General features: G+C 64.4%; 28 protein-coding genes. 27 read left to right on the top strand and 1 reads right to left on the bottom strand.

Annotated features, from left to right (window positions below; genetic code table 11):
* The first annotated feature begins 346 nt into the window (after positions 1 to 346).
* The 25 genes from IB235_RS16350 to IB235_RS16230 all read left to right on the top strand — a co-directional run bounded on the left by IB235_RS16350 (position 347) and on the right by IB235_RS16230 (position 24,613).
* The gene (locus tag IB235_RS16350; RefSeq protein WP_225612392.1) at positions 347 to 1,072 is read left to right on the top strand and encodes a hypothetical protein; all 726 of its coding nucleotides are present in this window, start codon (positions 347 to 349) and stop codon (positions 1,070 to 1,072) included.
* A gap of 143 nt (positions 1,073 to 1,215) precedes the next feature.
* Positions 1,216 to 1,833 (top strand): hypothetical protein, encoded by a 618-nt coding sequence (locus tag IB235_RS16345; protein ID WP_192337583.1) that lies wholly within the window; start codon positions 1,216 to 1,218, stop codon positions 1,831 to 1,833.
* A complete protein-coding gene (locus tag IB235_RS16340) occupies positions 1,833 to 3,872 on the top strand; it encodes a phage terminase large subunit family protein (RefSeq protein ID WP_192337582.1) in 2,040 nt (679 codons plus the stop codon). Before IB235_RS16345 ends, IB235_RS16340 begins: the two co-directional genes overlap by 1 nt.
* Positions 3,869 to 4,069 (top strand): phage head-tail joining protein, encoded by a 201-nt coding sequence (locus tag IB235_RS16335; protein ID WP_225612409.1) that lies wholly within the window; start codon positions 3,869 to 3,871, stop codon positions 4,067 to 4,069. Before IB235_RS16340 ends, IB235_RS16335 begins: the two co-directional genes overlap by 4 nt.
* 4 nt (positions 4,070 to 4,073) lie before the next feature.
* On the top strand, positions 4,074 to 5,579 hold the full coding sequence (locus IB235_RS16330) for a phage portal protein (RefSeq protein ID WP_192337580.1): 1,506 nt from the start codon (positions 4,074 to 4,076) through the stop codon (positions 5,577 to 5,579).
* A gap of 10 nt (positions 5,580 to 5,589) precedes the next feature.
* Positions 5,590 to 7,641, top strand: a complete 2,052-nt coding sequence (locus tag IB235_RS16325) for a head maturation protease, ClpP-related (protein WP_192337579.1) — start codon at positions 5,590 to 5,592, stop codon at positions 7,639 to 7,641.
* A 74-nt stretch (positions 7,642 to 7,715) separates the two neighbouring features.
* Positions 7,716 to 8,051: a DUF2190 family protein gene (locus tag IB235_RS16320; RefSeq protein ID WP_192337578.1), complete on the top strand. Its 336-nt coding sequence runs from the start codon at positions 7,716 to 7,718 to the stop codon at positions 8,049 to 8,051.
* A gap of 20 nt (positions 8,052 to 8,071) precedes the next feature.
* The gene (locus IB235_RS16315) at positions 8,072 to 8,377 is read left to right on the top strand and encodes a hypothetical protein (RefSeq protein ID WP_192337577.1); all 306 of its coding nucleotides are present in this window, start codon (positions 8,072 to 8,074) and stop codon (positions 8,375 to 8,377) included.
* Positions 8,378 to 8,386: 9 nt separating this feature from the next.
* Positions 8,387 to 8,824: a hypothetical protein gene (locus tag IB235_RS16310; protein ID WP_192337576.1), complete on the top strand. Its 438-nt coding sequence runs from the start codon at positions 8,387 to 8,389 to the stop codon at positions 8,822 to 8,824.
* Positions 8,825 to 8,857: 33 nt separating this feature from the next.
* Positions 8,858 to 9,286: a phage tail tube protein gene (locus tag IB235_RS16305; RefSeq protein ID WP_192337575.1), complete on the top strand. Its 429-nt coding sequence runs from the start codon at positions 8,858 to 8,860 to the stop codon at positions 9,284 to 9,286.
* 9 nt (positions 9,287 to 9,295) lie between these two features.
* Entirely contained in the window at positions 9,296 to 9,667 is a 372-nt protein-coding gene (locus IB235_RS16300) for a hypothetical protein (protein WP_192337574.1), read from the top strand.
* 122 nt (positions 9,668 to 9,789) lie between these two features.
* Positions 9,790 to 9,990, top strand: a complete 201-nt coding sequence (locus tag IB235_RS16295; RefSeq protein WP_192337573.1) for a hypothetical protein — start codon at positions 9,790 to 9,792, stop codon at positions 9,988 to 9,990.
* Between the two features lie 61 nt (positions 9,991 to 10,051).
* Positions 10,052 to 12,412 (top strand): phage tail length tape measure family protein, encoded by a 2,361-nt coding sequence (locus IB235_RS16290; RefSeq protein ID WP_192337572.1) that lies wholly within the window; start codon positions 10,052 to 10,054, stop codon positions 12,410 to 12,412.
* A gap of 1 nt (position 12,413) precedes the next feature.
* A complete protein-coding gene (locus IB235_RS16285) occupies positions 12,414 to 13,049 on the top strand; it encodes a hypothetical protein (protein ID WP_192337571.1) in 636 nt (211 codons plus the stop codon).
* Between the two features lie 9 nt (positions 13,050 to 13,058).
* Complete coding sequence (locus IB235_RS16280; RefSeq protein ID WP_192337570.1) at positions 13,059 to 13,685, top strand: hypothetical protein; 627 nt, start codon at positions 13,059 to 13,061, stop codon at positions 13,683 to 13,685.
* Positions 13,661 to 14,098 carry a hypothetical protein gene (locus tag IB235_RS16275; RefSeq protein ID WP_192337569.1) on the top strand — a complete coding sequence of 146 codons (438 nt, stop codon included), beginning with the start codon at positions 13,661 to 13,663 and terminating at the stop codon, positions 14,096 to 14,098. Before IB235_RS16280 ends, IB235_RS16275 begins: the two co-directional genes overlap by 25 nt.
* A 7-nt stretch (positions 14,099 to 14,105) precedes the next feature.
* Positions 14,106 to 17,510 carry a phage tail protein gene (locus tag IB235_RS16270; RefSeq protein ID WP_192337568.1) on the top strand — a complete coding sequence of 1,135 codons (3,405 nt, stop codon included), beginning with the start codon at positions 14,106 to 14,108 and terminating at the stop codon, positions 17,508 to 17,510.
* Positions 17,507 to 18,085, top strand: a complete 579-nt coding sequence (locus tag IB235_RS16265; protein WP_192337567.1) for a hypothetical protein — start codon at positions 17,507 to 17,509, stop codon at positions 18,083 to 18,085. Before IB235_RS16270 ends, IB235_RS16265 begins: the two co-directional genes overlap by 4 nt.
* 45 nt (positions 18,086 to 18,130) lie before the next feature.
* Positions 18,131 to 18,409: a hypothetical protein gene (locus IB235_RS16260; RefSeq protein ID WP_192337566.1), complete on the top strand. Its 279-nt coding sequence runs from the start codon at positions 18,131 to 18,133 to the stop codon at positions 18,407 to 18,409.
* Positions 18,409 to 20,832, top strand: a complete 2,424-nt coding sequence (locus IB235_RS16255; protein ID WP_192337565.1) for a right-handed parallel beta-helix repeat-containing protein — start codon at positions 18,409 to 18,411, stop codon at positions 20,830 to 20,832. The genes IB235_RS16260 and IB235_RS16255 overlap by 1 nt, the downstream gene beginning before the upstream one ends.
* 10 nt (positions 20,833 to 20,842) lie before the next feature.
* Complete coding sequence (locus IB235_RS16250) at positions 20,843 to 22,171, top strand: hypothetical protein (protein ID WP_192337564.1); 1,329 nt, start codon at positions 20,843 to 20,845, stop codon at positions 22,169 to 22,171.
* A 239-nt stretch (positions 22,172 to 22,410) separates the two neighbouring features.
* The gene (locus IB235_RS16245; protein WP_192337563.1) at positions 22,411 to 22,782 is read left to right on the top strand and encodes a hypothetical protein; all 372 of its coding nucleotides are present in this window, start codon (positions 22,411 to 22,413) and stop codon (positions 22,780 to 22,782) included.
* A gap of 133 nt (positions 22,783 to 22,915) precedes the next feature.
* Positions 22,916 to 23,737, top strand: coding sequence for an N-acetylmuramidase domain-containing protein (locus tag IB235_RS16240; protein ID WP_192337562.1), 822 nt, complete (start codon positions 22,916 to 22,918; stop codon positions 23,735 to 23,737).
* 4 nt (positions 23,738 to 23,741) lie between these two features.
* The gene (locus IB235_RS16235) at positions 23,742 to 24,086 is read left to right on the top strand and encodes a DUF6527 family protein (RefSeq protein WP_192337561.1); all 345 of its coding nucleotides are present in this window, start codon (positions 23,742 to 23,744) and stop codon (positions 24,084 to 24,086) included.
* 11 nt (positions 24,087 to 24,097) lie between these two features.
* Positions 24,098 to 24,613: a hypothetical protein gene (locus IB235_RS16230; protein ID WP_225612390.1), complete on the top strand. Its 516-nt coding sequence runs from the start codon at positions 24,098 to 24,100 to the stop codon at positions 24,611 to 24,613.
* A gap of 46 nt (positions 24,614 to 24,659) precedes the next feature.
* Here IB235_RS16230 and IB235_RS16225 read toward each other — a convergent pair whose 3' ends face one another.
* The gene (locus IB235_RS16225) at positions 24,660 to 24,983 is read right to left on the bottom strand and encodes a hypothetical protein (RefSeq protein WP_192337560.1); all 324 of its coding nucleotides are present in this window, start codon (positions 24,981 to 24,983) and stop codon (positions 24,660 to 24,662) included.
* Positions 24,984 to 25,184: 201 nt separating this feature from the next.
* Here IB235_RS16225 and IB235_RS16220 point away from each other — a divergent pair, with 201 nt between their 5' ends.
* Both IB235_RS16220 and IB235_RS16215 read left to right on the top strand, forming a co-directional pair.
* Entirely contained in the window at positions 25,185 to 25,424 is a 240-nt protein-coding gene (locus IB235_RS16220) for a DUF982 domain-containing protein (protein WP_192337559.1), read from the top strand.
* A complete protein-coding gene (locus tag IB235_RS16215; RefSeq protein WP_192337558.1) occupies positions 25,424 to 25,660 on the top strand; it encodes a hypothetical protein in 237 nt (78 codons plus the stop codon). The genes IB235_RS16220 and IB235_RS16215 overlap by 1 nt, the downstream gene beginning before the upstream one ends.
* The last annotated feature ends 114 nt before the right edge of the window (positions 25,661 to 25,774 follow it).

The following is a 25,774-nucleotide window of genomic DNA, read 5'->3' as shown; positions in this document are numbered from 1 at the left end:
TGGGAATTATCCTCCCTATCCTCCCCAACTGACATAAGTGTCTGTTTCTGATACGTTTAACCTCCCCTGCTATCCTCCCTGCATCCTCCCTTTCTTTCCTTTATCCTCCCTATCCTCCCTGACTGAATTCAACGAAAACAAGATGTAGGGGAATGGGTAGATGGGAACGCAATATGATGATTGTTGCGAAGCAGCGGCGGTGAATGACCGCGCCAAAACGGCCAAGAATGAAATTGCTGCAAATAGTTGTTGACTGCCCCCTGCCTTTGTTGACATCTTGCCGTCACCACAATTGCGCCCGGAGCTGAGAAGCTCGCGGGCGTTTTGCATTTCCGGAACATGGCTCATGCTCATGCTCATGCTCAAGATCGCGATTGACGATCGGGCGCTGCAGGAAAGCCTGCGGACCCTGAGTGACCGCAAGATCCGCATCGCGTCCAGTTGGGCGTTGAACGATACGGCCAAGGATGTGCTGACGCATGTGCAGGATCGCATGGCCGAGGTCTTCGACCGGCCAACCCGGTTCACGCTGAACGCATTCACGATCCGGGGCGCGCGCCCCGACAACCTTGAGGCCGAGGTCAAGGAACGGCCATCGGTTGGCAGACGCCATTTCCTGAAAGTGCAGGAACATGGCGGGGCGCGCAGCCGAACCGGTCTTGAGGGCCTGCTGGATGCGCGGCTGGCCTATGATGGCATCATCACGGCGGTGACCCCGGCCTCCGAGGCGCGGCTTGATGCCTATGGCAACTGGTCGACGGCGGAACGCAATCAGGCGCTGTCCGCTGTGCAGGCACAGCGCGACAAGACCACGAACACAACCTCGGCGTCCCGCAGGCGCAACCGCAAACGCGCGGGCTTTTTCGTGCCGAGTGCGGAGAGCCAGCTCTCTGCTGGCATCTGGAAGCGGGCATCGGACGGGACCATCAGCAAGGTGCTGCATTTCACCCGCGCCATGCCGGTCTACGGCCAGCGCCTCGGCTTCTTCGACGGCGCGGCGGATGTCTACCAAGCGCGGCTGCCCGATCATCTGCGGCGGACCATCGAAAAGATGGCGGCGCGCGGGGCGTAGGCGCTGGACGACCGACCACCCCCGACCGGGCCTCGGGTCCTTCCGGGGGTGGTCGGCACGGGGGTCATTCACACCTCGATGGTTCCGCGCCCCTTAACAGTCGGGAAAGCCTTAACCCCCCTTAACAACTGATCGGTAAGAGGATGACCGGGCTGAACACAACGGAGCTCGCGGCGCGGCTGGCCGTGTCAAAAGCGCGGATCAGCCAATATGTCAGCGAGGGAAAGCTGGATGGCTGCTTTTCGGGTGAGGGGCGCGGACGGCGCTTCGACCTCGACAAGGTGGCCAATGCGCTGGGACGCAAGCTGCATCCCGGCCAGATGCTGGGAAACGGCGCGGCGACCCGCGACATGCTGCGCGATCTGACCCCTTCCGACGGTTCTGTATCGTCGCGCCCCCGACCTGACAGCGTTTTGCCGGCCAGCGATGCCGATCGCTACGAGATGGCCCGGACGCTCAAGGCCGAGGAAGAGGCGCGGCGGCTGCGGCGGCAGAACATGGCCGAAGAGGGCAGTTGGGTGCTTGCCGAAGAGGTGCAGCGCCATACGGCCCGCGCCATGAGCCAGGAGATCGCGCAGTTCGAAACAGTGATCCGGGATGCCGCCCGCGGGGTAGCCGATACCTTCGGCGTCGATTTCCGTTCGGTGCGCAAGGTGATGATGGACGAATGGCGTCGCTACCGCGCCGCTCGGGCCGATGCCGTCAGCCTCGAGGCGCAGTCGATGGCGATGACGGCCGCAGAACATGAGGACGATGTCTGATGGGGTTTCTGGCCTCGGCCGAGGCGGCGGTGCTGCGCGGCCTCGCCGCGGCATTGGTGCCGCCGCAATCGCCCGACATCACCCGCTGGTGCGAAGACAACATCGTCTTCGACGAGCGCTCGCCGATGCCAGGGCCGTTCCGGATCGAGAAATTCCCGTTCCTGCGGGAGATTCACGAGGTGCTGAACCCCGAGCATCCGGCGCGCGAGGTGACGGTGCGCGGCAGCGCGCAATGGGGCAAGACCGTGTCACTGCTCAACCCGACCGTGGCGGCATGGCATGAATATGGCCCGCTCGACAGTCTGGTGGTGCATCCGACCACCTCGGCCGCCACCGAATGGGTGCGCAACAAGTGGATGCCGATGCGTCGGCAGGCCGCGAGCCTGCGCGAGATCTTCGGCGAGGGGCGCGGGGAGCAGACGGATACGCTGTTCAATCAGGAGACCATCCGCCGCGACGGCTCGCTGAAGGTGGTCAGTGCCGGATCCCCGGACGATTTGGCCGGCACCACCCGCCGTCTGGTCATCATGGATGACGCGGCCAAGTTCGAGATGACGCCCAAGGGCGATCCCGAGAAGCTGGCGGAAAGCCGGGCCTCGGGCTTTGAGGATGCCAAGATCGCGCGGATCTCGACGCCGCAGATTGACGGCACCTGCCGGATCACGCGGGCCTTCGCCCGCAGCGATCAACGCCACTACCATGTGCCATGCCCGCATTGCGGCAACATGGCCCCGCTGACCTGGGAGAATTTCCGGCGCTCGATCGACCCGGAACGGTTGCATACGGCGCATTTTACCTGCGAGGCCTGCGACGAGGTGATCACCCACAGCCACAAGCAGGCCATGGTCGCCGGTGGCAGGTGGGTCGCGCATAATCCGCGCGGCGATCACCCCGGCTTTCATCTCTGGCGCGCCTATGTGCCGCAGCGGGATTGGGCCTCGATCGCGGTCGAATATGCGCAGGTCATGGGCTGGACCGGGCTGACGGCCGCGCAGGCGACCGAAGAGGAAATGCGCGGCAAGGTCGAGGCCGAGACCGAGCAGACCTTCTGGAACGACGTCTTGGGTCTGCCCTTTGAGCAGGCATCGAAGGGGCCGGACTGGGAAGCGCTGCGCGACCGCACGGAACTTGCCGAACCGGGCCAGTTCCTGCCTCGCGGCATCGTGCCCGCCTGCGGAGTGCTGCTGACGGCCGGGGCGGATTGTCAGGTCGACCGCATCGAGGTCACGATCTGCGCCTATGGCCGGAACTATCGTCGCTGGGTCGTGGATCATGTCGTGATCCCCTATCACATCGGCGATGCCGAGGGCCGCGAGGCGCTGGACGCGCTGCTGAAGGCCAGCTGGCGCACCGAACTTGGCTTGCGCCTGCCGCTCGACATGATGGCGGTGGACGAGGGCGGCTTTACTGAGGATGTCCGGGACTGGGCCAAGCGCCATCCATGGACACGGGTCATTCTGGTCAAGGGGGCATCCTCGTCCAACGGTCCGATCCTGCGCCCCCAGACGGACCGCAAGGCGAGCGGCCGGCAGGTCAAGCGCCAGAAGCGGGGCTGGATCCTGAATGTCAGCCAGCTGAAGGCGGATTTCTACGCTTGGCTCGCCAAGGAGGACCCGACCGAACGCGGCTATGTCGCCTTTTCCGTCGGCATGGGTGACGAATACTACCGCCAGATCACCGCCGAGGTCCGGGTGCTGAAGCGCGCCGCCTCTGGCGTCATGGTCTCGCGCTGGGAGTTGGTCGAGGCCAGCAGGCGCAACGAATGCCTCGATTCGATGAACTATTCCGAGGCCGCGGCCCGCAAGAAGGGCTGGGGCGCGATGACCGACGGGCAATGGGACATCCTCGAGGCCGAACGTTCGATCCCGGCCCCGGATGAGCAGGGTGACCTGTTCGACGCGGCCCTGCCCGTGGTGCCGCTTTCGGTCCGCGCGACGGCCACTGCGCCGCCGCCCGCGCCCGAGCCGCCCAAAACGCAAACCGAAGCCCGCCCGTCCGGATCTGGCTGGCTCAATAACCGCAGGGGGAAATGGCTGTGAGTGTCTACACACAGGATCAGTATCAGACGCTCTGCAAGATGATCGCCAAGGGCGTGACCAGCCTCGAGGTCAATGGCGAGAAGGTCACCTATCGCAGCCTTGCCGAGATGCTGCGGATCAAGGGGCTGATGGAAGCCGAGCTGGGCGCGACCTCCCGTGCGCCGCAGCTGCATTACCCGACCTATCGGAAGGGCTGACGCGATGAAGCTGCTTGAACGAGCCATTACGGCCGTTGCGCCGCAATGGGCGATGAGCCGTGCCCGCGCCCGCGCGGTGACGGCGCATTACGACGCGGCAGGCGTCGGACGCCGGACCTCGACCATGAAGGCCGCGCGCACCGATGCCGATGCTGCGGCGCGTCAGCGCCAGCGCATGGCGTGGTATGCCCGCGACATGGTGCGAAACACCCCCTTCGCCACTCGCGCGCAAGCGGTGATTTGCGGCGGGATCGTGGGTGACGGGATCTTGCCCAAGGTGGTGCTGGATCATCCGCGCCTGAACGATACCGCGCGCAAGAAGGTGCGGGATCGCGGGCTGAAGCTGATCGAGACCTGTCTCGACAGCTGCAACATCGATCGCCAAGGCCGGCAGAACCTTTACGGGCTGCAGCGTCTGGTCGCGAACACCGTGGTTGATGCCGGGGAATGTCTCGTCAGGATCTACCGCAGCCATCCCGACCCCAAGGCGTTGCAGCTGCAGCTCGACGTGCTGGAACCGGATTTTCTGGATGACGGCAAGTTCGGCTTTCTGGCCGACGGCAACGAGATCCGCGACGGCATCGAGTATGATGCTGCCGGGCACCGGGTGGCCTATTGGCTGTTCACCCAGCACCCCGGCGGCGACTGGTCTCCGGGCAAGCGACCCGGCATATCGGAACGCGTCCCGGCGGGCGAGATCCTGCACATCTTCCGGCAGGACCGTCCCGGCCAGATGCGCGGGGTGACGTGGTTCGCGCCGGTGATGATGCGGCTGCAGGATCTGGCCGATCACGAAGACGCCCAGCTGATGCGGCAGAAGATCGCCGCCTGCTTTTCCGCCTTCCTCATCCGGAGCGAGGGGAAGGGGGCCGCACTGGGCGAGCTGGGCCCCGGCCTGATCTACGAGCTGGGCGAAGACGAGGACGTGAAATTCGCCGAGCCGCCCGGTGTGGACGGTTATGACGAATTCACCCGTTCGGTGCTGCGCTCGGTCGCGGCGGGCATGGGCATCACCTATGAGGCGCTGACCGGCGATCTGGGGCAGGTGAATTTTTCATCCGCCCGGATGGGGCGGCTCGAGATGGACCAGAACATCAGCGCCTGGCAATGGCTGATGCTGATCCCGCAGATGATGCAGCCTTTGGCTGCGGCCTTCATCGACGCCTGGAGCGCCCTCGATGGCACCCAAATGGTCGCGGATCACCTGCCCGGAGACATCTGGCAGTATCTGCGGCTGGAATGGCAGCCGCCGCGCAAGGTCATCGTTGATCCGACCCGCGAGATCTCGGCGCTCGGCGATGCGGTGCGCAACGGCTTTGCCTCGCGCCAGCAGGTCGTGCGCCAGCTCGGCGTCGATCCCGAGCGGCTGAACGAGGAAATCGCCCAGGACCGGGCCGATGCGCAGCGTCTCGGCCTCACTTTCGACAGCGATCCGGGGGCGGCAGGCGCAAAGGCCCCGGTGCCGAGCGAGGCTGAGGAAATCCTCCGGAATCGCAAGTCCAGCAGCTAAGGAGACAGCGATGAACGAACTGCGCCTTTACGGCACGGTCGGCTCGTCCTTTTGGGACGAGGAATACTTCACGGCGCGGCAGGTGCGTGAGCAACTGGACGGAATGTCCGGACCTCTGACCCTGCGCCTCAATTCCGGCGGCGGGATCGCGACCGAAGGACAGGCGATTTACTCGGCGCTGCGGGCCTATGAGGGCGAGGTCCATATCATTGTCGAAGGCATCGCGGCCTCAGCCGCCAGCCTGATCGCGATGGCCGGCGACACGATCACCATGACGCTGGGCGCAATCATGATGATCCATGACCCGGCCTCTTGGGGCGTCGATGGGCGCGGCACCGAAGAGGACCACCTGCAGGCCGCCAAGGGGCTTGGGGTGATCGCCAGCGCCTATGCCGGCATCTATGCCAAGCATGCCGGGATCTCGGTCGATGAGGCCCGCGCGATCATGAAGGCCGAGACCTATTTTGACGGCCCCGCGGCTGTCGAGGCAGGCTTTGCCACCTCGGTCGAGGGTGAGGGCGTGGCGAGTGAGCCCGCCGCATTCGACTACCGCATCTATGGCCACGCACCGACCCAGCTTCTGGCTGCGGCGAGCGCAATCCAGCGGCAACGGCCTTTCTCTGCGGTGCTGGCCATGATGGCCGGCGCTGCAATTTCCACCGCCATTACGGGAGACCACACCATGGCGAACCCCCCAGTTTCGGCGGAGACCACCGCCGAGAACGAAAATCAGGATGATCGCAACGAGGATGACACCTCGACCAACGCCGAGACCCCCGAATCGGAGAGCGGCCCCGGTGCCGACACTCAGGGCGAGGATGACGCGGGTGATGCCGAGGCCACCCTCGGAGCGGATGCCGTGGCCATCCTGCATCTCTTCGAGCGCAAGGGGCTGGGTGTCGGCCCGGCCCTCGAGATGATCGGGCGCGGGCTGACCTGCGCGCAGGCAGCAGCGGAACTTCAGGGAACCCAGATGACCATCACCAACCGCGGGCCTCGGGCGCGCATCCAGCGCGATGAGCGCGATACCAGCCGCGTCGGCATGACGGGCGCGATCCAAGCCCAGCTGCAGGGTAAGCGCGATGTGACCGGTCCGGCCTCGGCTTATATGGGCATGTCCATTGTCGAAATGGCTGCCGCCTCAATCGGCCATCGCGGTCCGATGCGCAACTGGGGTGAAAAAGAGCAGGTGATGATGCAGGCCATGCATACCACCAGCGACTTCCCGGCGATCTTCGAGAACGCCCTGAACAAGCAGCTTCTGGAGAAATACCAGCTGGCCGCCCCGACCTATCGCCAGATCTCGCGCAAGCGCAATTTCCGCGACTTCCGCCCGATGCCGCTGGTCCGGACCGGCGATTTCCCGACGCTGCAACCGATCAAGGAATCGGGCGAAATCAAATGGGGCACCTTCGGCGAGGGCCGCGAGCAGGCGCTGATCAGCTCCTACGGCGTCGGCGTCACCATCAGCCGCCAGATGATGATCAATGATGAGCTGGGTGCCATCGATGAGGTGCTGTCGAATTACGGCATGACCGTCGCGCTCTTCGAGGAGCGCACCTTCTATGCTTTCGCCTTGGCGGCGGTGATGGCCGACGGCAATGCGATCTTCCATGCCTCGCATGGCAACCTTGCCTCGGGCGGATCGGCTTCGGCCATCAATACTGCGGCTGTCGCTGCGGGCCGGGCGTCGATGCGCAAGCAGAAATCGATCGACGGCAATACGCTGAATATCGTTCCGAACATCCTGCTGGTCGGTCCGGACAAGGAAACCGAGGCGGAAATGTTCGTCGCGGCGATCACGCCCACCGCGACGGCGAACGTGAACCCATTCTCGGGCCGGCTGACCCCGGTGGTAACCGCCGAAATCGCCGGCAATGCGTGGTTCCTGCTGTCCTCGGCCAATCCTTGCTGGATCCATGGCTATCTCGAAGGTGCCGAGGCCCCGCGCCTGCGCACCGAAGAGCCCTTTGGGCGTCAGGGTCTGTCGATGACCCTCGAGCATGATTTTGGCATGGGCGCTGCGGATTATCGCGGCGGCTACAAGAACAACGGGGCCTGAGCCCCCTGAGCTGACGGTGGGGCGCCTTCGGGTGCCCTTCGTTTTTCCGAAACCTCCTTTGAAAGGCTCATGCCATGGCAAAGAACTATCTTCAGGCCGGTGACAGCCTCACCCTGCCTGCTCCCGCCGCTCTGGTGAGCGGGGAAGCGGTGCTGGTCGGTGCGATCTTCGGGGTGGCGCAGGTTGCTGCCGCATCCGGTGATTCGGTGACGCTTTCCCGGACCGGCGTCTTCACCCTGCCCAAGACCACCGGGCAGGCGTGGACAGCGGGCGTCAAGGTCTATTGGGACGCGACCAACAAGCTGGTGACCACCACGGCGTCCGGAAATACGCTGATCGGCGCGGCGGTTGAGGCCAAGCTGGCGGCGGATGTGACCGGCAGCGTGCTGCTCGACGGTTCCATCCGCTGATGGCCTCGATCTTTGATGGGATGGCAGGGATTATCGCAGGTGTCCTTGGTGATCCGGTCATATATGCCCCGGCCGGCGGGGCGGCGCGCGAGATCCAGTCGATCTTTCGCGAAGCCCCGATCGAGATCGATGGTGCCGACGGCCAGATCGTCCGCATCGACGCCCCGACCTGGCGGGTCGGGCGCGATCTGGCACCCGAGGTCCGGCGCGGTGATCATATCACGGTGCCGGGTGGCCGCTCATACAAGGTCATGGTGGTGCATCCGACCGGGTCGCCCGCCTCGGACGCTTGCCTGATCTGCGAATTGCAGACCGTCGGCAGCTGAGGGGGCAAGATGGCGCATTTCCGCACGGATTACCGCAACGCGGTGCGCGAGGCGCTGACGGATCACAGCCATTTCAAGGGCTTCACCGTCTTGCGGGTCTGGTCGGGCGTGATCGACCACGACACCCTGCCGGTGCTGGGGGTGCTGACGCCGCAGGATCGCTGCGAGCAGGACAGCATGACCAGCACCCTGCGCCGGACCCTGCTTCAGGTCGCGCTGCGCCGCGCCGGCAATGACGAGGTCGAGGACGTTCTCGATCAAGACAGCGCGGTGATCGAGGCGCTGGTCACGGCGGCGCTCCGCCGTCAGGGCCGTGGCTGCTTTCTCGATGAGACCTCGGTGGTCACCAATACCGATGGCCAGCGCAATGTCGGCACGCTGGTGATGAGCTTCCGCCTGACCCAGTGGCTTTCGCCCGCAACCTTGCCGATCACCCCGGAGGGGTGACGGACCAACCAACCATCATCAGGAGGGCAGAATATGCCTGAGACCGCCGCCCAGATCGGCCTCGGTTCCAAATTCGGGATCAAGAATGGTTCGACCTATACCGATACCGCCGAGGTCAAGAACATCACCCTGCCGGGCTGGACCCGCAATACCGTCGATGTGACGCATCTGCAGAGCCCCGATGGTTGGGCCGAGTTCATCGCCGGGCTGAAAACCGCCTCGGACTGTACCTTCACCATCAACTGGGTCCCGGCGATCTCTGATCCGTTGGTCACCGCCTTCGAGGCCGGCAAGGGCGAGTTTCAGATTGCATTCCCGTCTGGGACGCTGGCCATGCAGTTCGCCGGCATCGTCACCAATTACACGCCCGGCGAAATCTCGCCCGAGGGCGCGCTGTCGGCGCAGGTCACCATCAAACCCTCCGGAAAGCCAACCCTCGCCACGATTCCGGCCACGCCGTAAGGAGCCGCCATGAATCTGAACGGACAGATGACCCTGACCCACAAGGGCAGGGTCCATGCCCTGACCGTCAACTTCGCCGCGATCTGCACCTATGAAGCGGAAACCGGGAAGAACGGCTTAACCATGTTGCGCCTGCTGGCACAGGGCGGCGTGAATGCCGGTTTGGTCAGCGCGCGCGATATCCGCGCGCTTTTCTATGGCGGTCTGAAGACGCATGATCCCGAGATGACGATCGCTCTCGCCGAAGAGATCATCGACACCAATCCCGACATGCTGCTGCAGGCGCTCGGGGCGGCGATGCCGGCCGAGGGCGACACGCCCGATCCGACGGCCAAGCCGGGAAAGGTGAAACGCCCGCGGGGGCGGCGGGCGAAGACGTAACCCTGGCACAGCTCTACCGGAACTTCCTGAAGGCCGGCCATTCGGGGGACAGGTTCTGGGCGCTGACGCCGCGCCTCTACGCGATCGAGATCCATGCCGCATTGGAGCGGTTGCGTCTGGACATGACCATGCGCAACCGCGCGGCATGGAACACTGGCGCCTTGGTCGGGGCGGCCATGGCCGGGAAGTTGCCTCGCTACGACGAGTTCTTTCCGGTCGAACCCGTGGCGACAGACACCACCCCGCAAACTGCCGCGCAGTTGGAAGCGGCCTTGTATGCCTTGGCCGCGTCCTGGGGCGCAGATGCTCCGTCCGGGACCTGACGGCAGCTTTCGGCAGCGTGCATCGCCGGCCATCCTGAAATTTGATTGAGAGGTAGTGGGAATGGCCACGAATGTTGGGGTTCTGAAGGCAACGCTGGGCCTCGATGCGGCCGGCTTCTCCGCAGGGATCGGCAAGGCCAAGGCGGAAATCGGCGGGCTGGCGAAGACGGCCGATGCTGCTGCCCGCGATCTGCGTTCCGCAGCGGGTGCCAATGCCAACCTCGTGTCGCAGTTCAACGACATTGGCGTCATGCTGGCGGCCGGGCAAAGCCCGCTCCAGCTGGCGCTGCAACAGGGCACCCAGATCAGTCAGGTCCTGACCCAGATGGGGGGCGGCACCAGCGCCTTGCGCGCGGTCGGCTCCGCTTTTGTCGGTATGTTGAACCCGGTTTCTCTGGCGACCATTGGCGTCATCGGCTTCGGCGCGGCGGCCGTGCAATGGTTGATGCCGGCACAGGATGAGGCAGGGAAGACCAAGGATGCCTTCGACGCCCTCAAGGACAGCATGTCGACCTATAACGACGCGCTGAGCCTTTCGCTGCTCTATACCGGCGAATCCGAGAAGAAATATGGCGAGGAGGCGCTGAAAGGGGCTGAAATCGCCCGCCGCATCATGACGATCGAGGCGGAAAGGACCCGCTCCTCCATCTCCGGCATCCTGTCCAAGGCCTATAGCGATATGGGCTTCGACGCATTCGGCGATCGTGGCATCAAAGGTGCTGGCCGGATCGAGTCGGGAAATGTCGCCGAGGCTGCACTGCAGCTTGGGCTGGGTGACAAGACCTGGAGCGATACGCTGCTCGGATATGGCGGCGTCAGCCGGGAAAACCTCGCCCTTGCCGAGAAGCTCGGCAATGCCATGCGCGAGATCTATGACTATGTCGCCCAGCCCATCCCGGAAGGCGGTCTTGACGACTATCTCGTCGGCCTGCGCCAGCGTCTCGACGATTACACCTCGCAGTTGAGCGCCCTGAAAGAGGCCGGCGCGGACGAGGCGGCGTTGAACGCGATCACCGCAAGCATGGTGCCGCTTCAACAGGCCCTGCTTGAAGGCGAAGCGAAACGTGCGGAAATCCGCGCCGCCGATGCTGCGAAGGCCGAGGAATTGCTGTCGACACTGGAAGGCCAGCTGGCGATGAACCAGCTGATCGCCGAACATGGCAAGGAGTCGCTGGTAGTCCGCCAAGCCGAGCTGGATGCGGAGTTTGATAAACAGGCCGCCGCGATCGAAGGACTGAACATCACCGATGCGCAGAAGGACGCGCTTTACGACGCGCTGGCCGCGCTCCATGACAACGAAAGCCAGACGCTGGCCTGGGCCGATGCCATGGCGCAGGTCAATGCCGAGCTGCAGGGGGCCTATTCCCTGATCTCGGACATGGGCGGCAGGATGATCATGAATGCCAAGGTCAACGCCGCCCAGGCGGTGCGCGATGCCGGGGGTAGTGCGCTGGAAGCCAGGCGGGCAGGCGAGATTGCCGGCCGAAAGCAGGAGATCCTGAACGGTCGCAACACCGTTGATTCCCAGTATTTCGGGATGTCGGATGCCGAGGTGCAGCGACAACTTGACGACATTGACATGGATGCGGCGCAGCAGGATGCGTGGTCGGCGCTGTTCACCGAACCGCGCAAGCCGGGCCGGGGCCGGAAAGGCGGGGTGGCCCGCAAAGGGCGAGCTGGTGCGGCGCGCCAGAACGAATACCAGCGCAGCGTGGCTGATATCCAGGGCGAGACGCAGGCCTATCTCCGGCAGGCAGAGGCCCTTGCTGAAGTGACGGCGGCTGGCGGCGATTGGGAGCGGGCTCTTTCAGTGATCGAGGAGGAGCAGAAGCTCCTGACTGCGGCGCAGAAGGCGGGTGTCGAGATTACGCCGGAGGTCAAACGCGGCATCACCGATATGGCCGAGGCCTATGTCGACGCCGAGGAAAAGCTTGAGAGCATGCGCAATGCGACCAATCGCGGTCAGGATGCTTTCCGCAATCTCTTCGGATCGGTCCTGGAGGGTGCAGACGCCGCGAAAGAAGCCATTGCCAACCTGCTGATGGAAATCGCCAAGGTGCAGTTCGCCAAGGGCGCGCTCGGCATCTTGGGTGGGACCGGGTGGGGCTCGTCGCTGATCGCCACCGCTGGCAGCCTGCTCTCATTCGACGGCGGCGGTTCTACCGGAAATGGCGTGCGTTCTGGGGGGCTCGACGGCAAAGGCGGGTTCCTTGCCATGATGCATCCCCGCGAAACCGTCATCGACCACACCAAGGGCCAACCCGCCATGGCCAACGTCCATGTCACCGTCGGCATGGATGAGAGCGGCAACCTGCAGGTGCGCAAGATCGCCCAGCAGGAAGCGGCCAGCGCGGCAGGCGCGGTCAGCAAGGCCGTGCCTGCACAGATCCAGCAATACGGCCGCAACAGCAGGAAGCGCTGACATGGCTTTGTCCGATCCCTATCCGCTGGCATTTCTGTCGGCGATCCTGACGCCCGTGGCCGATTGTGCCTTCAGCCTCTCGCGGTTCGAGGAGCAATCCGGCTCGGGCAACGGCCAGCAATGGACCGCGCAGCTTGCCACGCCGCTCTGGCAGGTGTCGCTGTCACTGGGCCCGCGCCACTGGGAAGCCGCCCGCGAGATCAATGCCAAGTTGCAAGCGCTCGGTTCGATGCGGTCGCTGCTTTTCGCGGACGGCAGTTACAGCCCGGCCAATGGGCAGGCCGCTGGATCCGGCGTAACCATCTCGGCCATCGGCTCGGATCGAACGACAATCGCGCTCACCGGCCTGCCTGCGGGATACCGGATCGCAGCAGGTGACCGGCTCAGCATCACCCATAGCTCGGGGCGATACTATTTCGGCATGTTTTCAGACCACGACACCGCCAACGGCTCGGGCGTGGCGACGGCAATCCCGGTCGATCCGCCCTTGCCCTTGCCGATCGCGTTTGGGGCTGCGGTCAGGATCGAACAGCCGATCATTCGGGCGCGTGTGCCGGCGGGCAATTTCACGCCCTTTACCGACCAGCCGGGCCGCCTGTCCACAGGCGCAAGCCTGACGCTGATCCAGAAGCTCTAAGGCTCCCTCATGCGCTATTTCGACAGCGGCTTCACCGCCGCGATTGCGGCTGTCCGGGATCAGGGTGTGGTCCCGGTCTGGTTCGCCTGGTTCACCGGGCGCGACCGGGATACCGGCGCGGCGGTGGATATGGGATTCTGGTCCGGTGACCACGACTACGCGCTGAACGTCGCAATGCCTGACGGCAGCGGGGCGGAGACGCGGACCTATATCGGCGGCTGCGGCCTGTCGGTCTCTGGCCTCTATTACACCGCCGACCTGACCGACAACGCGATCACCGTGGCGCTGAGCCAGATCGCCGATGCCGCGCAATACCTGATCCGCGGCCTCGATCTGCGGCTGGCGCAATGCGAGATCCACGCCACGTCCCTGACCGGGGCCGCGCTGGTCAGCGCGCCACAGTTGCAATTCGTCGGCATTGTCGATGAGGGGCCAATTTCAACCCCGTCCGTAGGCAGCGACGGCGGCATCAGCCTGTCGATCCGCTCGGAAATCATGGCGATGCTGACCGCAACCAATCCCGCGAAATCTTCGAATGCGCATCAGAAGCGCCGGAACCCGGCCGATCTGTTCTGCAAATTTGCCTCGACCATCAACAGCCGGAAAATCCAATGGTATCGCGACCCGGACAACTGATGCGCCTGCCGGACTGGCGCGCGCGGCTGGCAGCCGAAATGGACCGCCAGCGCCGCGACCCCTTTGCGTGGGGCAAGGCCGATTGCGCCCTTGGGCTGGCCGCTGGCGCGGTCAAGGCGCTGACCGGGGCCGACCCGTGTACCAGCTGGCGCGGCAGCTACAAGACCGCCGCAGGGGCGCGCCGGGCGCTGCACAAGCGCGGCTTTTCCACGCTGGCAGATGCCGTCGCCGCGATTGCCCCCGAAATACACCCCGATGATGCCGACGTTGGCGATATCGGCGTGATCGAGAGCGACGGCCCGATGAAACAGGCGCTCTGCGTCGTCGATGCCGCTGGCCTCATCGTCATTACCGAAAGCGGCCACGGCCGCCGCCCCCGCGAGGACATGCAGCGGGCGTTCAAGGTCGGATAGGACCCCCATGCAATTCATCCTGCATTTCCTGCTAACGCTGATCGTCTTCGCCGGGCCGGTCGCGGCTGACCCGATCACCGCCATGGCGACCTTCATCACCTCGGTGACGGGGGGCGCGATTGCCGGAGCCACCGCCACCGCGTTGGCACAAATGGCCTTCGGCATCGGCGCGAACCTACTTGCCACCGTGCTGGGCAAGGCGGTCGCCGAACGTCCGGCGGTTGACGTGCAATTTGAAGTGCAGCTCGGCGACGACACCGATCTGTCCTTCATCGTCGGCGACTATGCCACAGCCGGGAAACGCAAATATGTCGGCAGCTGGGGCAAGAACACCCGCTACATCACCGAAGTCATCGAGTTCTCGGCCCTGCCGGTGCCGGGCGTGCAGACTGTCTGGTTCAACGACGAGCTGGGCGACATTCGCTTTGACCAGCCAGAAATGCGCGACGGCTTCCTGCAGGGCTACCCGGTCAAGAATTTCTCCGAGGGCGTCGGCGGCATCGATGAGCGTGACCGCTGCTGGATCAAGTTCATCGACGGCACCCAGACCTCTGCCGACGGCTTCCTGATCAGCCGCTTTGGCGAGGACGAGGACTACCCTTGGACCGCTGCGATGATCGGCACCGGCAAGGCCTATGCCGTCCTGACCTATTACTACGACCCCGAGTCGATGACCGCCCGGCCTGACGTGCTGATCCAGCCGCAGCCGCTACCCATGTATGATCCGCGCAAGGATAGCAGCACGGGCGGCAGCGGGTCGCATCGTTGGGGCAATCGCGCGACCTATGAGCCGAGCCGCAACCCGGCAGTGATCTCCTATAACATCGCCAGGGGCATTTATTTCGGCAACGAATGGGTATTCGGCGGCAAGAATCTCGCCGCTTGGCGGCTGCCGCGCTCCGCATGGGTCGCGGCGATGAACGCTTGCGCCCGCAGCGTGACCCTTGCCTCGGGCGCGACCGAACCAGCCTACCGCTGCGGCCTCCAGATCGAGGCCAGCATGACTGGCGCCGACGTGCTGGAGGAAATCGGCCGGGCCGCCAATATGCGCTTCGCCGAGACCGGCGGCATGTTGGTGCCGCTGGTTGACCTGCCCGGTGCATCGGTCTTTTCGTTCACGGACGGCGGTATCCTGATCACCGAGGGGCAGAGCTATAAGCCGTTCAACAGCTTGGGCGACACCTACAACGCGATCAGCGCGACTTATCCCGAGCCGAACGAAAAGTGGTCGACCAAGGATGCAAAGGAGTTCATCCACGCGGCAGCCACGGCCGAGGATGGCGGGCGATATCTGCCGGTATCGCTGAGCTACCCTGCCGCACCCTATGCCCGGCAGGTTCAGCGCCTGATGCGTGCACAGATGCAGGACTTCCGGCGCTTCCGTGCGCACCAATTCTATCTCTCGGCCGAGGCTTACGCCCTTGAGCCGCTGGACATGGTGTCGTGGAGCTCGGCCCGCAACGGCTATGTAAACAAGCGCTTCATCGTCGAGAGTGTCGAGAAGACCCCCGGCATGCGGGTGCTGGTCTCACTGCGCGAGGTCGATCCTGGGGACTATGACTGGTCCAGCGACTTCGAGCTTGACCCGGAAATCGTCATCCCGAAGCCGGTGCGCCCGTGGACGCAGGTCATCTCGGGGTTCTCGGCCTCGGCAGTGATCCTGACCGACAGTGCCACCCGCGCCCGCAGCGTGGCCATTCGCGCGTGGTGCGATGGCGATGAGGTCGGCGTGACCGCGATCCGGTTGCAGGTGCGTAAGGCGGGCGAAACGGATGCCTCGATCGATGCGATACGGCCTTGGGATGAGCCTTACTCCTGGCACATCCATACCGTGCAGCAGCGCACCACCTATCAGATCCGCGCGCAGTTGCGGTCCCGCCTGACGGCGCGCACGCAATGGACCGGCTGGCTGACCGTCACCACCGGTGCAATTTATCTGGGCGAAGACGATTTCGTTGATGGCGTCACCGGGCTTTTCGAAAGCGCTGGGATGAAGCCCACTCGCGATATCCTCGACCGCTCGGTGCCCGGCAACTACGTTGGGGAACTTGCGTGGTCGCGCGCCGACAGTCGTCTCTATCGTTGGAACGGCACTACATGGGTCCACTTCATTCAGGAGAGCGTTCAGGGCATTCTTGACCAGACCGCATTCGCGGCAGGCCTGCGCGTGCCGAAGGTCATCACCGGCACCTTGCCCGCGACCGGGCAGAGCGTCGGCGATCTGGTCTATCGCACCAACGATGGCTTCCTTTATCGGTGGAACGGAACCGTTTGGACGGCCGAGGTTGCAGCAAACCAGATCGTCGGGCAACTGATCGCGGGTCAGATTCAGGCCGGCGCGATTGGGGCCGAGCAGCTGGCGGCGAATGCCGTCTCGGCCAAAAATCTGCTGGTCGCGGATTTCACCAACCTGATCCCGGATAACCAGCTGCTGGACCGGGGATCGTGGAGTTTCGCGCAGGGCGATGCGATTGATTTTCAGACCACCTCGGTCGGGTCAGTTTTCAGCAGCCTTGGTTACCTGCGCTTTCGAGGCGCGGATGCAGGCGCCAATCTTGCCCGTGCTACCAGTCTGGAATTCCCGGTCGAGGCCGGATCGGAGTTTCACTGCCAGCTGACGGGGCTCCGCACGACCGGGACGACCGGCCAGTTCGTCGCTCGCTTACAGTTCAGCGATGCCGATGGCGCCTTTATCGGCGGCGGCACGGCCTTCTTTGACCGCAGCTATTCGGGCGGATCGCATACCGGCGCGGCCACCCAGTCGGCCAGCGTCGTCGCTCCGGCTGGAGCGGTGGCCGCGCGTGTCCTGCTGACGCTTTCGGCGGGCGCGGATGGCAACTGGCAGGTCGGGACGCCGATCGTGCGGCGCAAGAACGGTGGCGAGCTGATCATCGAAGGCACGCTTCGCGGGGTGCATTTCGAGTTCGAGACGATCACCGGCGGGCTGCTGGCCACGACCGGGATCATCACGCGCTCGGCGCAGATCGACGATGCGGTGATTGCCCGCGCGCATATCCGTGAGCTGGCCGTGGATACGCTGCGGATCGCTGATAACGCGGTCACCATCCCGGTTAGTCAGTCGCTATCGAGCACCCTTGCTGGTGATGGCGGTTGGCGGACGGCAAACACCGTCACGTTCACCATGCCCTATGCTGGCCAAGCGATGATCATGTGGTTCGCCAGCCAATACTATGACAGCCAGAGCAATCAGGATGTCGGCATTCGGCTGGCGGTCGACGGCAGCATCGTGTGGTCGCGCACGACGGGCGGGCTTGAAACTGACTGGCTCAGCATGGGCTGGAGTCAAAACTTGACCGCAGGTTCTCACACGATCCGGGTGGACTGGCTCGGCGAAAACTCGAACCTCAACATCCAGCAGCGATCCTTGATCGTCCAGGGGACCATGAAGTGAGATACGCAATCTGCGATTTCAACGGGATGATCATCGGCGAGGGGGAGTTTCCCGAGCTGGCCGATGCCGAGGCGTCATGCTCCGGCTTCGGTTGGGTTCACCCTCTGGTACCCGGGGAAAACGTCACCCCCGGTGCGCAATATATCCAAGGTGGCGCGGTTCTGGACCTGCCGCCCAAGCCCGCCCCGCATCTGGTCTATGACCGGGCGCAGGGGGCGTGGGTGGACCCTCGCAGCGCGGCGGATTGGGCTGCTGCCCTTTCCACCCGCCGCGCGGTCGCGTCCATGGCCCGGCTCGATTTCGTGCTGGCCTGCACAGAGCGCGGCATCCTTTCGCAGGATGATGCGCTGATCGCGGTGGATGGCGGCTTCCCGGCCGCCTTTCAGGATATCGTCGCGGCACTCCCTTCTGATGCGCAGTTCGAAGCACGGCTGCGCTGGAAAGGCGCGGTCGCGGTCGATCGGATGAGCAGCCTGATCATCGGCCTCGCAGACGAGTGGCAGCTCGATCAGATCTTCGGCCTCGCATGGCCGCCGCCGCTCGCCTCATGGCCCGACGGCCAGCTGCATCCCTGACCTTCCGCCCCGCCATCGCGCGGGGCTTTTTCATGGACTCTGACAATGACGATTATCAGTCACCGGCGCGGTGCACGGCGCATCTACACCTTCGATCCCGAAGACGAGAACGGCCAGTCGGTAGATAGCGATGGTGTCACCGGCGAGCTACGCGTTTCCGCGCGCGATACCTGCATCGCCCTCCCGATCGACAGCGCGCTGGAAGTCAATTTGCAGCCGCTCGACGAACCTGCAGGCGACTATGTGGCCTCGGTCTATCTGGATTGGGGCGAAGGCCTCGAGTTCGAGGGCGATATTCTCATTCGAATTTCGGAGGGCTGCTGATGGCAGGCCAAATCAGGCTTCGTGTATCGAAACGCGGTCCGCGCGGCGCAATCGAGCCCGAGGACCGCGAGCGCTTCGACCGCGCGGCCGAGCTTGGCGACAATCTCGCCGCCACAGTCGAGCAGGTCGAAGGCAATCGGTCGCAGTCGCAGGAGGCGGCCGGGACTGCCGTTGACGCGGCTGGCGCGGCCGGGCAGCACGCCGGGACCGCCTCGGCGGCGGCGGGTCGTGCGGCGATTGATGCGGAAGCTGCGGCCGAGGGGCGAGCGGGGGCTGTCGCGGCCAGCGATCAGGCGGCCAATTATGCGGCCGCCGCTGCTCAGGGTGCGCGCTTCAGTGACACCATCGCGATCGGGCGCGCTTCCGTGGCGAACGGTGAAACATTCGGGGTGCGCGCTGGCGGCACGGACGGGCTGCTGCGTCCGACCGTCTATCGCCGCGACAGCGCCACGACGCATACGCCGGTGGTCGAGCTGGCGGATAACAGCGAGGTCGTGGCGCTGTCGGCGCGCGTCGGGGCATCTGGCAACAATTTTCTGCTGGTGGCCTACGACGATGCCGGCACACCCGTGGCCTATCTGGACGACATGGCTGAATGGCATCTGGCGCGGCTCGGTTCCAAATCGCTGCAACAGCACATCATTGATGCCAATGAACAGATCGGCCGGGCCCAATCGGCAATCACCAGCATCGACCTGACGACCAGCACCGCTCTGTGGCGGGTCCTGACCAGCGATGGCCGCTCGCCCTTCCTGCTGGACGATCTGGGCAACCTCTATCTGGCCCGGCTGGGCACGAAGCCGCTGCAGCAGCATATTCAGGCCGCGCAGGAAAGGCTGGTCGAGGCGGCCCCAGCGATCGAGAGCGTGCAGCGCGTGGCCTCGCCGCATATCCGCCGCATGACCTCGGCCGAGGGGCATGTGATCGAGCTGACCGACGAGCTGGGCAACTGGTATCTGCCGCGCCTCGGCGGCAAGGCAGTGCAGGATCACATCCTGCAAATGCGCGACAAGTTCGCCGAGCTGCCCGGCAACGCCGTCAAGGAAATGCTGAAGCGCCGCCGGGTCTATGACGCGGTGCATGATTTTGCTGTCCCGAATGACGGCATCACCGATGCCTCGCCAGCGGTTCAGGCGGCTTATGATTTCCTCGGCGCGCAGGCGAACATCCTCGGGCCGTCAGTGCTGTATTTCCCGCAAGGGGTTTTTCGCCTCGACGCCTATATCACCCCGAAAAGCAATGTGACGACCGTCATGGCTGGCTGGGGTAAGAGCCGGTTCCTGCCTACCGGCATCCAGTCGGCATTTCTGCGCAACGCCTCGCCGCCGCTGACGCGGGCCAACTTTATCGATGTGGAGATCGACGGCACCGAACAGTTCTATGAGGGCGGCCCACGCGTATCGACCAAGGGCATGTTCTTCCAGCGTTGGGCTGATTGCCAATTCCTGCGCTGCTACATCCACGACACCTGGGCCACCGGCCTCGGCATCGACTTTTCGGCGGATGAGGGGGCGAGCGGCGCGCCGGGCGGATCGTGGATCATTGACGGCCGGTTCGAGGACTGCGGTCGCGGATCACAGTTCAACGATCCGGGGTCATCCGGGATCGGGATTGGCACCGGCAAATATGCCAAGGAACCGCTGATCATTTCGCGCAATATCTGCCGTGGGAACCGCAACTTCGGCATCTTCTTGGAGCGGCAGCACTCGGCCACCGATCTCTATATCGCGCGCCAGAACATCATCACCGAGAACATCTGCAGTGAGAACGGCGCGGGCATTGGCGAGGTCGGCGCGGGCAGCACCGTGCTGAACAGCAACCAGTGCAACGATAACGTCCTGTTCGGGATCTATCTCTACGGCGGCACCATCGGCGGATCGAACGACGGCCCGCATCCGGGTATCGAGACGATGGTGTCGGAAAACGTCGCGATCGGGAACGGTTCGGACGGGCTGCGCTGGGATGGCACGCTCAACAAACCCGCGATCACGACCGGGTTCTACACCAACCACAACCAGTTCCACCGCAATGGCGGCGCAGGGATGCGGTTCATCGGCAAGATCGGTCAGGAGATGGTCGATTTCGCGCTGAGGGGTGACGAGATCAAGGGGAACGCCCAAGGCGGGATCGTCCTGCAGCAGGGCAGCTTCCGTGGCTTCGACATCCTCCACGCCCGGATCATCGACAATACCGGCGTGGCTTTGCAGATCGACGCGGCGCTGGCCGATAGCCGCATCCTCGGCCTGACTGCCCGCTCCACTCTTGGGATGGCGTTGCAGACCACGGCCATCTCTGGGCTCGGCGCGCTGACCAATGTCGATATCAGCGAATGCGTCCAGACCGGGCACGCCACCCCGAACGCCCTCACCGGGGTGCAAACCAACATCACGCTGGGTCGAAATCCCGGCTTCACCTTCACGTAAAGAGGACGCCATGGCTGTCATCCTGCGGTCCAACATGCCCTATCGCGGTGCTATTGCCGACCTACCTCCGATCAATGCGCCCATGCCTGCCGATGCTGCGCTCTATGCTGATTTTCTCAATGACCTGCATATCACCGCAGCCTATCGCGGGACCGAACCGGCGCAGATCTTCGACTTCTCGGGAATGCGCGAGCGTTTCCTGCGCAATGTTGACGGCGGCTATGCGCAGGCCGCTGCGGGGGCGGCGGGGCGGGTCGAGTATAACGCAGCGGGCCAACGGCTCGGCATGCTGCTGGAAGGGTCTCAGAGCCAGTTGATCACGGCGGCACAGCGGCTGGACCTGACGCAGGCCGCCGCATCGGGCGTTGCCGTCGCGGCGGGCGCGCTGCCGACGAACCTTTGGGATCGCTGGTATACGCTGACCCCATCCGGGGACGCGGCGCATGATCTGGCCTTTGCGTCCACCGCCTCCCTTGCCGCCAACACCCGGCGCGGCTTCGCGATTGAACTGAAAACGGCCGGGCATCGCTATGTGCAGCTTTCGAGCGGCGCGGCCGGGGATGCGGATGATTACGCCAACTTCGATCTACAGACGAAGGCGGTGGTCAGCCAAGGTCCTGGCATCGTCTTCGCCGCGGTTCTGCCGACGGTCGATGGCGCGATCTGCTACATCCAGTATCAGTCGGCAACGGCGGCGGTTGAAACCCCGACCGTATCGATTATTGCCACCCCGACAAGCGGCAAGCAGGCTGCGGCCACCGCCGTTTCGGTCGGGGCGGTGGCGGCGCGCCTGCCCAAGCTGAAGACCCGCAACAGTGGTGAGACAGCCCGCGTCCCGCCGCTTTCTCCGTTGTTCAATGCGGATTCGGTTCTGGGGGATCGGTTCAACCTCAATGGCGGAATGCAGTCGAGCGATTTCACCTTCCTTGTGCGCGCCAGAAACAGCCCGTGGGTCAACTCGTTCACGCCCACGCTGTTCGGGTTGTTCGTCGGTCAGGCCATCGGAACCGGGGCGGCGCTGCGCGTCGGATCGAGTGGCGCGCTGGTGCTGGTTACCCGGACTTCTGGGACTGTCGCCGCCGTCCAGACCCTCGCGGCCACCTTGCCTGCGGACGGCATCACGACCTTCGCTTTCTCGAAAACGGGGAATGTCCTGCGGTTTGCGATCGGCAGCGAAACCTATGAGGGCGAGCTTCCCCAGATTGCTGGAACGCAGCCATTCATTCTGTCGTCGCCTGTGGACTTGGAGGGTTTCGACGGCCACCTGCAGCGGATCATTGGCTGGTCGCATGGCAAGACGCTGGCGCAACTGCAGACGCTGCTGGCCGAGGGTATCTGACCTGACAGTAACCAATGAATGAAGCCTCGCCGACATGAGGCGAGGCTTCACTGACTTCGGCTTTCCGTCTTGTCGGTAAAACAACATTGAGCCCCTGAAGCCTGCGCCTGACCCACGATTCTGTCAATGGGGACGCGGTTTCCTCCCTGTCGCGGGCCGCGGACGGCGCAATCCTGCATCATACCCATCCTCAATAAGCCCCGCCTTGCGCGGGGCTTTCCCATTCCTGGAGGTCCCCGTTGACCGAAAACCCCGACCCGCTTCTGGCCTCGGCCAAGGCGGCCCTTGCGACGCTTATTGCCATCCCGGCCCTAGCGGCGGCTCTCTGGGGCGGCCTCGGCGGTGCGACCAACGCGCTGGTGATCCGCGTCACCGCGCTGGAAGCCCTGCGCCATATCGCCATCGGCGCGGCTGTTGCGGCCGGGCTCTGCGGCCTTGCAGGCCCGATCCTAGCGCATTGGCTGGGCATGCCGCCCGGCATGATCACCCGCGCTGACGGCGCATCTGTCGGCTCGCTCGGCTACCTGTCCGGTTCCCTTGGCGGCGCGATCTTCGAGGCGCTGCTAACCCGCATCCGCGCTGGGAGACTGCCGCATGACAAGGCCCCGTGATCCCCGGCCGGTGGTTGTGTGCCCACGCCGGGCGCTCATCATCCGGGCCGTCACCGCGCTAATCGTCGCGGTCATCTTCATCCGCTGATCCTGCCCCGCCTCGCGCGGGGCTTTTTGTTTTCCGAGGACTGCCATGTATCCCGCAGGGTTCAAGGGCCGCGCGCAGCGGCTCACCGATATCGACATCCCTCGCACCGGCCGCCTGATCGGCGTGGGCGAGGATGAGGTCCGCGCCGTCATCGAGGTTGAAACCTCGGGCGGCGGATTCGACAGCCAAGGCCGACCGAAGATCCTCTTTGAGCCCCACCGTTTTTGGCTGGAGCTGGGACCGGGCCAGAAGCGCACCGCCGCCGAAGCACAGGGCGTGGCGTACCGTAAATGGGGACTTAAGCCCTATCCCAAGGACAGCTATCCCCGCCTCGCGACGGCCATGCGGATCGACGCCAATGCCGCCCTGCGATCTTGCTCGTGGGGGTTGGGGCAGATCCTCGGCAGCAATCACCGCGCCGCTGGCTATGCCTCGGCCGGGGATATGGTTGCTGCCTTCTGCGACAGCGAGGTCGCGGGCCTCGAAGCCATGATCCGCTTCATCGAGACCGAGAACCTCGACGACGATCTACGCCGCCACGACTGGTCCGGGTTTGCGCGCGGATACAACGGCGCGGGCTATGCCACCCATGGCTACCACACCCGCCTCGCCGCCGCTTTCGCCCGCTGGCAGGCCGTGCCGGACCTCATGGACCCTGACCACCCCAAGATCGGCATGGGCTCGCGTGGGGCCGATGTGCGGGCCGCGCAGGGCCTGCTGGCCGCCAAGGGCCATGATACGCGCGGCATAGACGGGATCTTCGGGCGCGACACCCACGCCGCCGCCCTCGCCTTCCAAACCGCATCCGCCCTGCCCGCCACCGGCATCATCGACGGGCCCACTTGGGCCGCCCTCACGAAAGGATAGACCGATGCAGCACGCCCATCCGCATTGCGGGTGCAACTGCCTCCCCTCGCCCGGCCTGCGCGCAAAACGCATGGCCAGCATTCAGGCGCTGCGCTGTCAGCGCATCCCCGGCTCATACTTCCACCACGGTTGCGGCATTACCTTCATTTGCCCCAGCGGCTGCGGACGTGAGAGCTACCTGCGTCGCCGGGTCTGCGGCTGCGCTTCCTGTTGCCACGGCCCGTCGTGGGAATTCTCCGGCACCGACGACGCCCCGACCCTATCCCCGTCGATATTCAACGGCCGCATGCCGTGTGGCTGGCACGGCTGGCTGCGCGACGGCCATTGGCTTCCTTGGCAACCCTGCTGAAAGGTTCAATCATGTTTTTGACTTACATCGTCGCGCTCTGCGCGCTTTGCCTGATCGGGCTGCTGGTCTGGGCCTTCGGGGATCGGCTGGCCCGCCTGGTCTTTGCGGTGGCCGTGCTGGCGCTATCCGCCCTGCCCGCGACTGCTGCGCCGCTTGATGCGTTCATCACCGCCGCGACGCCGAGCATCATCGAATTGCTCGGGGCTTTCCTCACCGCCGCTATCGCCTTGGCTGCCAGAACGGCCCGCCAGAAATGGGGCATCGAGATCGAGGCCAAACACCGAGAGGCCTTGCAATCCGCAATCCTGACCGGGGCGCGGCTGGCCATCGCAGGCAGGCTGGACACGGCCGCCGCAATCCAGCTGATCCTGAAGCACGTCAGCGTCAGCGTACCGGATGCGGTGACCGCACTTCAGCCCTCGGCCGAGGTGCTTGAAAATCTCGCGCGGGCCAAGCTGCAGGAAGCCGCCCAGATCGTCGGGACCGACAAGCTTACGGACGCCATGCGCAAGCCGCTGGCCGGATAAACCACACCGCCCCTCGGCTCACACCGGGGGGCGGTCTTTTTGCGTTTCAGTCCGCCCAAGGATCATTGGGCGTGATCGGGCTCTTCGGGTCGAAGATCTCGCATTCGAGCATATCAGCAATGAAGATCAGCCAGTTTTCCAAGCCAAAGTGCGGGTTGAATCGGTCGACATGTTCGATGGCCCAAGTCAGTGTGCGGGCGACCAATTCTTCCGTCGCGTCGTCATTGAGGCCCAAGCTTCTCGCGTGTCGGAGAAGTTGCGGCAAGCATTCGAGCACCGTCTTCTCCGTGACTTTCACGTCGCTCGCGGAGGGGGCTGGCGTAGCGCAGCTGCGATCTAAGATTCCCAGTTCGGAGGGGATGGTCTTCATGGAGACCTCCAAGTTGGCGTTCTAAGAGATCGGTACCAACCGCCCGAATCCGGGGCGGCACCGGTTGGGATTGATAGTCTACAACCGTCGGTCATCAGTTGGGTAACAATCCTGTGTGGTGCAATCAGTGCCGCTGGTGCCGGAAATGATGAACCGCACTTGGCCCGTAGGCGTTTTCTGACAGCTAAGGGGGGGATGTTGATGGAGGCGGGGATCAGACCTGTCAGCTTCGAGGAAAGACCGGCCACCTATCGCATTGTCGACGATGCGGCGGGCATGGGACGCGCGCTCTTGGCTCATTGTGACTTCGAAGACCCGGCATATCAGGTGGCGGCCGAAGCCGTTCTGGCGCTGAACAATGGCGAGATCGACCCGGAGGCCGCGCGCGAAGCCTTTGTGGCGGCGCTGACTGCCGCCGGCGTTTTTGTGAGGGGCGAGTGATGAAGGGACCGAGATACCCCGCGGAATATGGCGACCGCTTCATCGACTGCGAAGCCGATCTTGAGGCTGAAATCCTCGCGGTGCTTGAGCTAGCTGAAGCAGCGGGCTGGGGCCGTCCCGAAGCCATCGCCGCCATTACCTCACTGGCAGACAATATAGCCTTGGGTGACGCCGCGATGGCCGACGGCTGGGAACGCTTGCAGAAGGCCCTGAAGCACAACCGGGGCGAAAACTGACCGATTGCCGCTGGGCCCGTGTTCTCACTTGGCCTGAACGGGATGATGACTGGTGTGTCCTCCGCGATGGCTTGGTCATCGGGCGAACTTTCTTAGCTCTCGCAGAGAACCCGC

The organism is Paracoccus sp. PAR01 (assembly GCF_014851995.1).
Classification (GTDB): domain Bacteria; phylum Pseudomonadota; class Alphaproteobacteria; order Rhodobacterales; family Rhodobacteraceae; genus Paracoccus; species Paracoccus litorisediminis.
This window is presented reverse-complemented; position numbering and strand designations above follow the sequence as displayed.

Bases quoted from the DNA above. Each gene is read 5' to 3' on its own strand.
- IB235_RS16350 (WP_225612392.1), top strand. From the start codon at position 347: ATGCTCATGCTCATGCTCAAGATCGCGATTGACGATCGGGCGCTGCAG.
- IB235_RS16345 (WP_192337583.1), top strand. From the start codon at position 1,216: ATGACCGGGCTGAACACAACGGAGCTCGCGGCGCGGCTGGCCGTGTCA.
- IB235_RS16340 (WP_192337582.1), top strand. From the start codon at position 1,833: ATGGGGTTTCTGGCCTCGGCCGAGGCGGCGGTGCTGCGCGGCCTCGCC.
- IB235_RS16330 (WP_192337580.1), top strand. From the start codon at position 4,074: ATGAAGCTGCTTGAACGAGCCATTACGGCCGTTGCGCCGCAATGGGCG.
- IB235_RS16325 (WP_192337579.1), top strand. From the start codon at position 5,590: ATGAACGAACTGCGCCTTTACGGCACGGTCGGCTCGTCCTTTTGGGAC.
- IB235_RS16320 (WP_192337578.1), top strand. From the start codon at position 7,716: ATGGCAAAGAACTATCTTCAGGCCGGTGACAGCCTCACCCTGCCTGCT.
- IB235_RS16315 (WP_192337577.1), top strand. From the start codon at position 8,072: ATGGCAGGGATTATCGCAGGTGTCCTTGGTGATCCGGTCATATATGCC.
- IB235_RS16310 (WP_192337576.1), top strand. From the start codon at position 8,387: ATGGCGCATTTCCGCACGGATTACCGCAACGCGGTGCGCGAGGCGCTG.
- IB235_RS16305 (WP_192337575.1), top strand. From the start codon at position 8,858: ATGCCTGAGACCGCCGCCCAGATCGGCCTCGGTTCCAAATTCGGGATC.
- IB235_RS16300 (WP_192337574.1), top strand. From the start codon at position 9,296: ATGAATCTGAACGGACAGATGACCCTGACCCACAAGGGCAGGGTCCAT.
- IB235_RS16295 (WP_192337573.1), top strand. From the start codon at position 9,790: ATGACCATGCGCAACCGCGCGGCATGGAACACTGGCGCCTTGGTCGGG.
- IB235_RS16290 (WP_192337572.1), top strand. From the start codon at position 10,052: ATGGCCACGAATGTTGGGGTTCTGAAGGCAACGCTGGGCCTCGATGCG.
- IB235_RS16285 (WP_192337571.1), top strand. From the start codon at position 12,414: ATGGCTTTGTCCGATCCCTATCCGCTGGCATTTCTGTCGGCGATCCTG.
- IB235_RS16280 (WP_192337570.1), top strand. From the start codon at position 13,059: ATGCGCTATTTCGACAGCGGCTTCACCGCCGCGATTGCGGCTGTCCGG.
- IB235_RS16275 (WP_192337569.1), top strand. From the start codon at position 13,661: ATGGTATCGCGACCCGGACAACTGATGCGCCTGCCGGACTGGCGCGCG.
- IB235_RS16270 (WP_192337568.1), top strand. From the start codon at position 14,106: ATGCAATTCATCCTGCATTTCCTGCTAACGCTGATCGTCTTCGCCGGG.
- IB235_RS16260 (WP_192337566.1), top strand. From the start codon at position 18,131: ATGACGATTATCAGTCACCGGCGCGGTGCACGGCGCATCTACACCTTC.
- IB235_RS16255 (WP_192337565.1), top strand. From the start codon at position 18,409: ATGGCAGGCCAAATCAGGCTTCGTGTATCGAAACGCGGTCCGCGCGGC.
- IB235_RS16250 (WP_192337564.1), top strand. From the start codon at position 20,843: ATGGCTGTCATCCTGCGGTCCAACATGCCCTATCGCGGTGCTATTGCC.
- IB235_RS16240 (WP_192337562.1), top strand. From the start codon at position 22,916: ATGTATCCCGCAGGGTTCAAGGGCCGCGCGCAGCGGCTCACCGATATC.
- IB235_RS16235 (WP_192337561.1), top strand. From the start codon at position 23,742: ATGCAGCACGCCCATCCGCATTGCGGGTGCAACTGCCTCCCCTCGCCC.
- IB235_RS16230 (WP_225612390.1), top strand. From the start codon at position 24,098: ATGTTTTTGACTTACATCGTCGCGCTCTGCGCGCTTTGCCTGATCGGG.
- IB235_RS16225 (WP_192337560.1), bottom strand. From the start codon at position 24,983: ATGAAGACCATCCCCTCCGAACTGGGAATCTTAGATCGCAGCTGCGCT.
- IB235_RS16220 (WP_192337559.1), top strand. From the start codon at position 25,185: ATGGAGGCGGGGATCAGACCTGTCAGCTTCGAGGAAAGACCGGCCACC.
- IB235_RS16215 (WP_192337558.1), top strand. From the start codon at position 25,424: ATGAAGGGACCGAGATACCCCGCGGAATATGGCGACCGCTTCATCGAC.